Annotated in this window: 7 protein-coding genes and 1 pseudogene; 3 read left to right on the top strand and 5 right to left on the bottom strand. The window is 41.7% G+C overall.

Annotation, left to right across the window (positions count from 1 at the left end; translation table 11 throughout):
- From V7K15_RS26175 to murG, 3 genes and pseudogenes are all read right to left on the bottom strand, one after another.
- A pseudogene (locus V7K15_RS26175) lies at positions 1-146 on the bottom strand (photosystem II q(b) protein); the annotation flags it as partial.
- Between the two features lie 339 nt (positions 147-485).
- Positions 486-1,802 (bottom strand): hypothetical protein, encoded by a 1,317-nt coding sequence (locus tag V7K15_RS26170; protein WP_334910306.1) that lies wholly within the window; start codon positions 1,800-1,802, stop codon positions 486-488.
- Between the two features lie 52 nt (positions 1,803-1,854).
- Positions 1,855-2,952, bottom strand: a complete 1,098-nt coding sequence (murG, locus tag V7K15_RS26165) for an undecaprenyldiphospho-muramoylpentapeptide beta-N-acetylglucosaminyltransferase (RefSeq protein ID WP_334910305.1) — start codon at positions 2,950-2,952, stop codon at positions 1,855-1,857.
- An 84-nt stretch (positions 2,953-3,036) separates the two neighbouring features.
- Here murG and V7K15_RS26160 point away from each other — a divergent pair, with 84 nt between their 5' ends.
- From V7K15_RS26160 to V7K15_RS26150, 3 genes are all read left to right on the top strand, one after another.
- On the top strand, positions 3,037-3,876 hold the full coding sequence (locus V7K15_RS26160) for a nuclear transport factor 2 family protein (protein ID WP_334910303.1): 840 nt from the start codon (positions 3,037-3,039) through the stop codon (positions 3,874-3,876).
- 263 nt (positions 3,877-4,139) lie between these two features.
- Complete coding sequence (locus V7K15_RS26155) at positions 4,140-4,409, top strand: hypothetical protein (protein WP_334910301.1); 270 nt, start codon at positions 4,140-4,142, stop codon at positions 4,407-4,409.
- A 179-nt stretch (positions 4,410-4,588) separates the two neighbouring features.
- On the top strand, positions 4,589-5,362 hold the full coding sequence (locus V7K15_RS26150; protein ID WP_334910299.1) for an SDR family oxidoreductase: 774 nt from the start codon (positions 4,589-4,591) through the stop codon (positions 5,360-5,362).
- Positions 5,363-5,507: 145 nt separating this feature from the next.
- Here the strand turns inward: V7K15_RS26150 and V7K15_RS26145 are convergent, their stop codons facing one another.
- Entirely contained in the window at positions 5,508-6,950 is a 1,443-nt protein-coding gene (locus V7K15_RS26145; protein ID WP_334910297.1) for an FAD-dependent oxidoreductase, read from the bottom strand.
- Positions 6,951-7,001: 51 nt separating this feature from the next.
- A complete protein-coding gene (locus V7K15_RS26140; RefSeq protein ID WP_334910295.1) occupies positions 7,002-8,948 on the bottom strand; it encodes an amino acid transporter in 1,947 nt (648 codons plus the stop codon).
- Between the last annotated feature and the right edge of the window lie 931 nt (positions 8,949-9,879).

Genomic DNA, 9,879 nt, shown 5'->3' with positions numbered 1-9,879 from the left:
ACGAAACAGGCGGTGGCGGCTAGCAGGGTGGGGATCATGATTACGCCGAACCAACCGATGTAGATCCGGTTGTTGGTGCTGGTGATCCACTCGCAGAATCGATCCCATACGTTGGCGCTTTCACGACGTTGTAAGGTTGTTGTCATCGTTTTATAATTGCGGTTGTTTATGAATCAGGCGGTTTTGTCTTTGCCTGTGAAAATACTTTACACTACTTTACAAATTTTAATCAAGTTTTGTTACTTCAGTAAAGCTGATACAAGTTATTAGTTTTGCTTATTTAAGAGTTATATTTTAGTATTTGCGGGTGTTCCAACTACATAGATAGGACTTACGCAAAACTACACGCGGTAGGGGCAATACCCTGCGGTCAGCTAAAGCTACATGAATTGCCCCTACCTAAAAATTAGGATTTCGGCTATTGTTTGCGTAAGTCCTGATAAAATGTTGAGCCGTGGCTAGATATTTCACATCAATTCAAGGCATTACTTCTTTACTAAAAAATATGCTGTAGCATAGTCTGGCAATTGCGTGATCTGCTGCCCGAATTCTTTTTTATTCTTAAAAATACCTGCCAAAAAATCAAGTTGATAAAGATTAGGTAAAAATGCTCCGCCTGTATCGGCGATGACTCCCATTTGCAGATGTTTGCGACCACCTTGAGTATGCTCAATCACAATCACTTTACCTAAACCGATATTCAAAACATCTCCAGCAAAAGTGACTCCAGGTTTGATAGAAATTTTTGCATCTATTTTGTATCCATAGCCTTTAATAGCATCAACTTCTCGAAAATACCAATAACGCTTTTGGGCTGTTGCTTTCAATCCGCGAATATAAGACATTCCATTATTTCTATCAACATTAAAAAATGCCTGATAACCATCCGTAAAATTAATCAGTATTGTTCCTTCCATAATTGCTTCTTCTAAGCCATTCCTGGTTAGATAAGCGAGAGTTGTAACTTTTCCAGATTCTCTCCCACCTGGTTCATAAATACCCGACAAAACATCTTGCTTTGTGTATCGAGTGTAGAACTTATCGTTATTAGAGTTGTCTTTTAAGCTATAAATCGGTATATTATAAGTAGAGGTTTTCTTGCGAGAACCGGAGTGAGTAAAGACAGCATATTTGGTAATTCGTAATTGTTTTTGCTGTTTATTATTTTGGTTGTAAGCAGACCATTTAATAACTCGAAAATTGCTATTGATAAATTTAGGGTCTTGTAAACGAGTCGCTCGATTATTCGCAACATCCTCCTTTAAGACAGCAATCATAAAATCCAAAGTTTTCAGAACATCTGGCAGAGTAACTCCTTGAGTAGCAAGTATTCCTGTACGCAGAATATCTGGGTCTTCTGAAGAGTAATCTTGAAAATATTTTCTAGTATTGACGAGAACGGTTAATAAATCTCCTTGATTGAAGCTAACCTTACTACTTGGCAGTTTAACTGGAGTAACAATCTGGCTGCCATTAATACTAAATTTATATTTTTTGAACTCATCGACAACTGGATAGGGTGCAGATGCTGCTAACAAATCCTGCCGAGATGAAAAGGCGTTTTGCTTTTCGATAATCTGCTCAGATATTTGTTGAGTAACAAAAGGATTTTGAAAGGTTGAGGTAAGGGAAATCTGTGATTGAAGTGGGGCAAAATTTTCTTGCTGAGTAAAGGACTGATCTTTTTGAGCTAGCTGTTTAGTTTTTGACTGACTATATAGATGGCTACTAGCTAAACTGACAAGTAATAAACCAGTACAACTTACTGTAATGCGAAATTTTTGGTTAAACAAGATATTCATAACTTGGAAAATAAATTCCTGTTGTCTTTTACTATTTTGAGTTTTGAATTGTTTAAGTTTCAATCACCTCACGCACTAATTGCGCCAACTTTTCGGCACTATCGGGAACTGCGATCGCATGAGCTTTTTCTGCCATCTTTGCTAATTCTGGCGGTGACTGCAACAAATTCAACACAATACTTTGCAATCCTTGTGTCGTCAACTCTGATTGCTTCAAAGTTAACGCCGCACCCGATAAAGTAAATACGTCTGCATTGTAAGATTGATGGTCTTCGGCGGCAAAGGGGTAAGGAATCAAAATCGCTGGCGTTCCACACACTGCCAATTCTGTCAAGCTACCTGCGCCAGAACGACTAATAGCAAGAGTTGCGCGTTTCAACAACGCCGCCATATTGTTGTAAAAAGGTAAGGCTATGTACTGTGGATGTTTGAGACTATCTGCTTCTGGATCGCGATCGCCAGTCAAATGTACTATATATACACCAGCATCAAACCAAGCCTGGGCAGATTCACGCACCAATTTATTAATCGCAACTGCACCTTGGCTACCACCAAAGACAACAATTAAGGAAACACCCTCAGGAATGGCTAAATCCAGAGGTGGATTAATTGCCCCATCGAGAAATTGCGTTAGCGAAGCTTCTCTGAAAGAGGCTCGCACAGGAGTGCCAACGTAGACACTTTTGGCACGAGGCAAATACTTAGCAGCTACTTCAAATCCCAAGGCGATGGCATTACACCAAGGGCCGAAAAAGCGAGTTACTTTACCTGGTAAGGCGTTAGATTCGTGAAAAATCACGGGTAAACCGAGGGAACGCGCCGCAATGACGGCAGGCCCAGCAATGTAACCCCCTGTGGTAAACACCCCTTGAAAATTTCCCTGTTTTAGAATTCGTCTAACTTCCAGAATCGAAAGGGCGAGTTTACCCAAGACGCGAATCGAGGATAGTCCAAACCCTTGCTGAAACCCTTCAACTGCAATAGTATTCAAGGGATACTGTTTGGGGACAAGTTGAGTTTCTAACCGATTGGGTACTCCCAGCCATTCTATTTGATAATCTGGGAGTTTCTCTGCCAGTGCGATCGCTGGAAACAAATGTCCACCAGTCCCACTGGCGGCAATTAATAATCGTATCGGTGCGTTTGCCATCAAACCTTTACCGTTTAGCGCCTAGCTTAACTAAGATAAAACAATTTCCTTACTTTCTCTAATCAAATCAGTAAATTCTTACCAATGACTAACATTATTACCGCCTTAGTGAAACGCCAACTTAGATTTCCAGCAAGTATCGGGTTGATTTCCTTCCTGCTGACACTTGGTTTAACAAGTGGTTGGCAACGCACTCAAGCGACGACACCACAACAATTAGTCCAAGCCACTACAGCCCAAAATGCACCAGCCGAACTGAAAAACCTGTTGACGCAAGTTGATGCTGCCGCCAGCCGGGGCGATGTCAAAGGGGTGTTGCAATTCTACAGCCCCAATTTCACTCATGGGGATGGATTAAACCTCCAAACTATGGAAAAGTCTTTGATTTCACTTTGGCAACGATATCCCAAATTGCAATACAGTACGAAACTGCTATCTTCAAAATCTGAAGCCAATGGGATTATTGCCGAAACGGAAACACAGATAACTGGCTTACCCTCCGGTAGCGGTAATAATTTGTCTCTTAATGCCACGATTAAATCGCGTCAACGCATTGCAGGCGGGAAAATCGTCCGCCAAGATATTTTGTCAGAACGCACCCTACTTACCTCTGGCAGCAAGCCACCCCAAATTGACATTAAATTACCGCAGCAGGTAAAAGTCGGTCAGAAATATAATTTTGATGCGATCGTCAAAGAGCCACTTGGTGATGATTTTCTACTAGGATCGGCGCTAGAGGAATCTATCCAACCAGATAAATTTATCAACCCCACATCGGTAGATTTGGAATTACTGACATCTGGCGGACTATTTAAAGTTGGACAAGCACCATCTATCCCTGGTAGCCAATGGATTTCTGCTGTCATTCTGCGGGGTAATGGGATGACGATGATAACTCAGCGTCTGCAAGTGGTGAAGAAGTAGTTAGGAGCGATTAATCGCGTCTGTACAGCTTTTTAGTGCGCTACGCTACCGCTAGCGTACTAAAAAGCTGTATGGTGCGTTACCTTTAAGACTAGGACTTACGCATCAAGTACGAAATGTAGGGGCAATACCCTGCGGGAAGCTAAAGCTACATGAATTGCCCCTACGGGAAATCAAGGCTTTCACTGCCTTTTTGCGTAAGTCCTAAAGACATTTGTGTGAGATAAGCTGGAGTTATATTAAAGCCTTTGATAAGTAGCGATATGTCTTTAAATGAACTGCTACCTACTGTAGGTCAACTATCACACCAAGACAAGTTACGCCTCATCCATTTTCTGCTGCTAGCAGTAGCGAAGGAAGAGGGCTGTAATTTAGAGTCTACAGAGTCTACAAATATTAGAAATCCAGAAGATTTACTGCTCAATGAACTGGCATCAACGGTTGCGGTTGTATGGTCTCCTTACGAGGCGGATGAAGCTGCCCAAACATTATCAAACCTTCTTGAGGCAGCGAGAAAAGATGGTGATGCTTGACGGTAAGAGATTTTCTTTCATTGAGCGAAGCAATAGCTTTGGTCTTTCTAGCACTATGCCGTATCTACCACTGACGTTAACCTACAGAACCCCAATTGGTCGCCCTAAATTTTCTCTGTCAGTAACTTGCTAAATCGCTAAATTGTGTATTTAAATTAACACTGGACTCTTGACTTACAATGATATCGTTAAAAAATCAAATCATTTTGATCACTGGTGCAAGTAGTGGTATTGGTACTGCTTGTGCGAGAATCTTCGCTGGTGCGGGTGCAAAACTGATCTTGGCGGCACGACGGTTAGAGCGTTTGCAGCTGCTAGCAGATACTCTCAGTAAAGATTTTAATACTGAATTTCATTTATTAGAGCTAGATGTGCGCGATCGCAGTGCTGTTGAATCTGCTATTTCGACTCTACCCCCCGCCTGGGCTGATATCGACATTCTAATTAATAATGCTGGTCTAAGTCGTGGTTTAGACAAGTTGCACGAAGGCAATTTTCAAGACTGGGAAGACATGATTGATACTAACGTTAAGGGTTTACTTTACCTTTCGCGTTATGTCGTTCCGGGAATGGTGAGTCGCGATCGCGGTCATGTGGTAAATTTAGGTTCCATTGCCGGACATCAAACCTATCCCGGTGGCAATGTCTACTGTGCAACTAAAGCTGCTGTCAGGGCAATTTCTGAAGGTTTAAAACAAGACTTGTTGGGAACGCGGGTACGTGTAACTTCCGTTGACCCTGGTATGGTAGAAACGGAATTTAGCGAGGTGCGCTTTCACGGAGATACTGAACGCGCCAACAAAGTCTACCAGGGAGTTACACCCCTGACAGCAGATGATGTAGCTGATGTGATATTTTTCTGTGTGACGCGATCGCCCCATGTCAATATTAATGAAGTTGTGCTGATGCCTGTTGACCAAGCTAGCGCTACCCTAGTTAACCGACGAACATAAAAGTAAGCCATCACTAAGAAAATTAATTTGTTAACACTCCCAGGGCTTTTGGAAATTTGACCTAAAGCTGTGGGATTCTTGGGTTAAACTTGCCCCTTGTAGAAAAGCCTATTCAAGGTCTTAGTCCCATTCCAGAAAAATATTTCTAAGTCATAAGACTCACCATTAAAGTCAATATTGCCAATCCTCCTAAAATAGCTAAAACTTGAGTAGTTTTGTTACTTTTAGCGAGAATTTCTGAGTAAGATAGTTGATGATTCTGAATTAGTAATATGGAATGGGGATTAAATAGAAAAGGAAATAAACGATTCAAAAGTAAGCGCAGAAAAAAGTTAAGACTCCATAATTGCTTCTGTAGAGGATCTTGATTATATTGCCAAGGATAACTAATTTGTACTAAGCGGATTAAGGCTTTAATATCTGGTTGGCGTAAGCTTTCATAGCGAGGAAGTGCTTGAGAGAGATTATCTTGAGTTGCTGCCAAAATTTCATGGATTTCATAGATATCTTCTAAGGCAGAATTAACGCCTTGTCCAATGTCGGGAGGAAAACAATGAACTGCATCTCCCAATAAAATTACTGCTGTTCCTTGGTTATCTTCAGATTTTCCCCAAATTTGATACAAACCTGAACAATATTGAGGAATAGGAAATTTACCTCCGTCACTAGATGCAAATCTGGCTATTTCTTCAGGAGAAATAATTTTTTCTAGGGGAAGCTGAGGAAATGCTTGTGTCAGGAATTGTTTAACTTCTTCTTTGGTTTCTAATTGCCAGATTTGATGATCTGGGTAGGTAATAATATTCGCCGTTCTTGGTTGATCAGGATTTTTAAAGGGTAATAACCCCAGAGAAATTGCTTTTTTACGCCCTTTAAAAGTAGACCTAATGCTGTAAGCCATTGTAGTTTCTGCTAAATCTTCTTCTGACTCTGATAAGGGAAACTGAGGAGGTAAAGTGAGAACTTTGTATTTTAAACCGGAACTAGCAGAAGGAAATTTTTGCATTTCAAAGGAATGTGATTGATCTTCCATTTGATGAAGAGTTTGACGCACAATAGAACTTAAGCCATCACAACCTACTATCAGAGTAGGAATAAAGCTCAATTTTTCTTGATATTGAGATTGGGTAATAACTTCTAAATGCTCTATATGTTGTTTAATTTCTACACAATCAGTATTAAATAAGACCTGAATCGAATCTTGCCAATGTTGATGAATTTCTTGGTAAAGTAAATCCACAAAAGATGCTCTTGGCAGCCAATAGGCAGTCTTGCGTTTAGAATCAGCAATGGGTAGTTTCGTTGTTTTGCGTGTGCCGTCTTTTTGAATGAGAGTCCAATAAAATTCGGTACTAGAGACACTCAAATCAGCTAGTTTGGCAGTTAGTTCTAACAAATCAGTTAATTTTTGGCCTCGACCATCAATTTGATAACTAAAGGATTTATCTGGTTCGTAATAATCTGCTGATGGCCTTTTTTCAATAACTGTAATATCTTTCCAGCCTCTTTTCGCTAACATTAAAGCTGTGGCTAACCCCGCCGGACCTCCTCCGATAATGACAACATTTTTCTTGTAGGAATTATTCATTAGACCTCTGGGAAAAAAGTTTTGTGGTTATTATTAATCCGTGATGCTTAATTAACCCCCGACATGAACGCCAGGACGCCTGTGAGGATTCTTTTCAGCTCGACGGAGTACTTCACGAGTGACTACAGCAATATCACCCTCCCCAAATAAGATAAAACGCAGTAAGTATTGTATGGGGTTGCCTTCAACCCAGCCGAAGTAGACATGGGGAATCTTACCTGTTTGATCACGAATATAAAGCAGTAAAGCCGCGATCGCATTAGGTACTGCTGCACTCTCAGCCCGGAGAATGCGATAATCACCAACTTGCACCGCTTTTACTTTGATGACATCCGCAAACTCCGAAGCATCTGATACATGAATCTCTAGAAATAGAATTGGATCGTTGGTTGGAATATGGTTATCCTCACGTACCTCTTTCTCTTTCATAAAATACTCTAGGACATCGCCCTTATTCAACCGATTGGCAATTAGCCGTATTGCTCCCTGGCTCTCTTCCGCCAGGAATTGGCGAGCAAGTTCGTCAACTTCGATCCGCTCTGTTCGCAGTTCTGTTGAACGCCAAACACGAGAAACCAGCGAGGTAAAAATGATCGTACCGATGAAGAATCCAGCGATCTTAATGCCTTCTGGTCTTTCGATAATATTAACAACAGTGGTATATAAAAATAACAGTGTGATAATGCCAAAGACGAATTTTGCCCGCTTCTCTCGACGACGGTGGGCTGATAAGGTTACGGCAAAAGCGGCTGAGGTGATTAACACAAGCACACCAGTTGCGTAAGCCCCACCTTGGGCTTCCACATTTGCCCGAAAGATAATTGTGACAACAAAAGCGATCGCTGTATAGACTAAAACTAAAGGTCGTGTTGTTCGTGCCCAATTGGGTGCCATGCCATAGCGTGGTAGATAGCGGGGTACGATATTCAGTAGCCCTGCCATTGCAGATGCACCTGCAAACCACAAAATGAAAATAGTACTTAAATCGTAAATTGTGCCAAAGCCATTGCCTAGATACAGATGTGCTAAATAAGCAAGGGCCCGTCCGTTAGCTTTGCCTCCAGATGCAAATTCTGCGGCTGGAATCAGTAGAGTAGTTATAAAGCTGGTGGTGAGCAAAAAGAAGCTCATAATCACAGCAGCACTGGTGAGCAGCTTACGTGTATTCCGAATCCGCCCTCTGGGATGCTCTTGAGTGTCACTGCTGCTACCTTGAACCAGGGGCATAACGGTTACACCAGTCTCAAAGCCTGACAATCCCAGCGCTAGCTTGGGGAATATCAAAAGAGATATGCCGACTAATATCAAAGGGTTAGAGTCGCGGGCAAAAAGTGCAGTCTGCCAGTTAGCGATCGCTACCGGGTGAGTTAAAATCTGATACAGACCGACGCCAACGACAACGAAGTTTAATAGCAGATAAACTGCCACGAAAACTACTGCAATCCCAATCGCTTCTCGGAAACCTTTCAAGAAAACTGCGCCTAGTAATGCAACTAATTCTAGGGTGATAGGGATCGTCTGACTGTGAACCCAAATTGGAACCAGGGGATTTTCGATGATATGGGCTGTAGCATCAGCAGCTGACAAAGTAATGGTAATAATAAAGTCGGTTGCCACAAAGCCAAGTAAGCACAGCACAAGGAATTTACCTTGCCACCAGGGGAGCAAACGCTCTAACATTGCGATCGACCCTTCCCCTTGAGAGCTTTCGGCAGCAACGCGCCGATAGATTGGCAATGCGCCAAAGAGTGTCAGCAAAACCAAAATTAGGGTAGCTAGAGGCGAAAGAGCGCCAGCCGCCAGTGCTGCAATCCCAGGTTGATAGCCAAGAGTCGAGAAATAATCTACACCGGTCAAGCACATCACCTGCCACCAAGAATGCTGGCGATGTAGTTCTTGCTTGCGGTAAGGCCCTTCCTTGTTGCGTCCGTCTTCTTCAAGCAACCACTGGATTAACTGGCTGCCGAGCTGTTTTGTGGAAAAATTTGATTTAGCCATCAAATAGGGTTGTGTTGCAAAAGTTGGCTTTGTGGTTTATTAAAATTTTCAACTACAAAGGTATAGCACTATTATTGTATGTTAAGCATCCTGTCCGATTTACAAAATATATAGTAGCTGCTCGTAGTCGTCTGGTGTATCAAGAGCAATTGCAGCTTCTGGTATCAGAAAAATCAATCCTGTAACCGGAATTTTGGGTTTAACGTTCTGGTGATTACGTCCCCAAAACGACGGCTGAAACCCTTATTCTTTCGTCAACTTTGCCAAATTTTCGGTTTACTCATACCAATTGTGTATGAAGATGCGCTAAATCATAGCCAGTAGACATCTCCAGAAATTAAATATGCGTTACCCAGAACTTTTGTTTTGACGTAGCAGTGCTACGTCAAAACAATTCTTTTTCACCAGATGTGTAGTCTATAACCAGCTTTTAGAGATTGTCTCGAAAATAAGTCTCTGACTCTTAATGCCTATGGGAGGCTGCCGCCTCAAGACTTGCGGCAGAGCCGCAATGAGGAGCATTTCTAGCCAGAGAGCTAGAAACGATGTTTTAAAGGAGTTTTGGCTGAAGTTGACACCAATGTACCCTGCGGTCAGCCTTCGTCTAGATAAATTGCCCGCGTATGTAGTTTTGCGTAAGTTTTACTACTAAACGTCCAATATCAATGGTTCAACAAGGAAAATGCCAGATTGCAATTTATTAAAGATAAAGAGAAGATTGAACGTCAATACAGACTTTTTATTCTGTTTTGATTTCTACAAGCCGCACACTCGTGACTTCTAGTCATGAGTTAGGCGATCATAATTTCCATAGTTAGGTTAGCAGATGCTTGCTTCCATGATAAACTTATTTCTAGGATATAGCGAAAATTAAAATGCAAAAAGCGTTTAAAGTTACACTCATTCCTAATCACAACCAGTCAGTCTTAAT

The organism is Nostoc sp., from assembly GCF_036919815.1.
Lineage (GTDB): Bacteria > Cyanobacteriota > Cyanobacteriia > Cyanobacteriales > Nostocaceae > Nostoc.
The sequence above is the reverse complement of the archived record's forward strand: the minus strand, read 5'-3'. Positions and strand labels throughout refer to the sequence as shown.

What these genes read in the sequence shown, in the direction of transcription:
- V7K15_RS26155 (WP_334910301.1), top strand. Translation starts at nt 4,140, where the DNA reads ATGTCTTTAAATGAACTGCTACCTACTGTAGGTCAACTATCACACCAA.
- V7K15_RS26140 (WP_334910295.1), bottom strand. Translation starts at nt 8,948, where the DNA reads ATGGCTAAATCAAATTTTTCCACAAAACAGCTCGGCAGCCAGTTAATC.
- V7K15_RS26170 (WP_334910306.1), bottom strand. Translation starts at nt 1,802, where the DNA reads ATGAATATCTTGTTTAACCAAAAATTTCGCATTACAGTAAGTTGTACT.
- V7K15_RS26150 (WP_334910299.1), top strand. Translation starts at nt 4,589, where the DNA reads ATGATATCGTTAAAAAATCAAATCATTTTGATCACTGGTGCAAGTAGT.
- murG (WP_334910305.1), bottom strand. Translation starts at nt 2,952, where the DNA reads ATGGCAAACGCACCGATACGATTATTAATTGCCGCCAGTGGGACTGGT.
- V7K15_RS26145 (WP_334910297.1), bottom strand. Translation starts at nt 6,950, where the DNA reads ATGAATAATTCCTACAAGAAAAATGTTGTCATTATCGGAGGAGGTCCG.
- V7K15_RS26160 (WP_334910303.1), top strand. Translation starts at nt 3,037, where the DNA reads ATGACTAACATTATTACCGCCTTAGTGAAACGCCAACTTAGATTTCCA.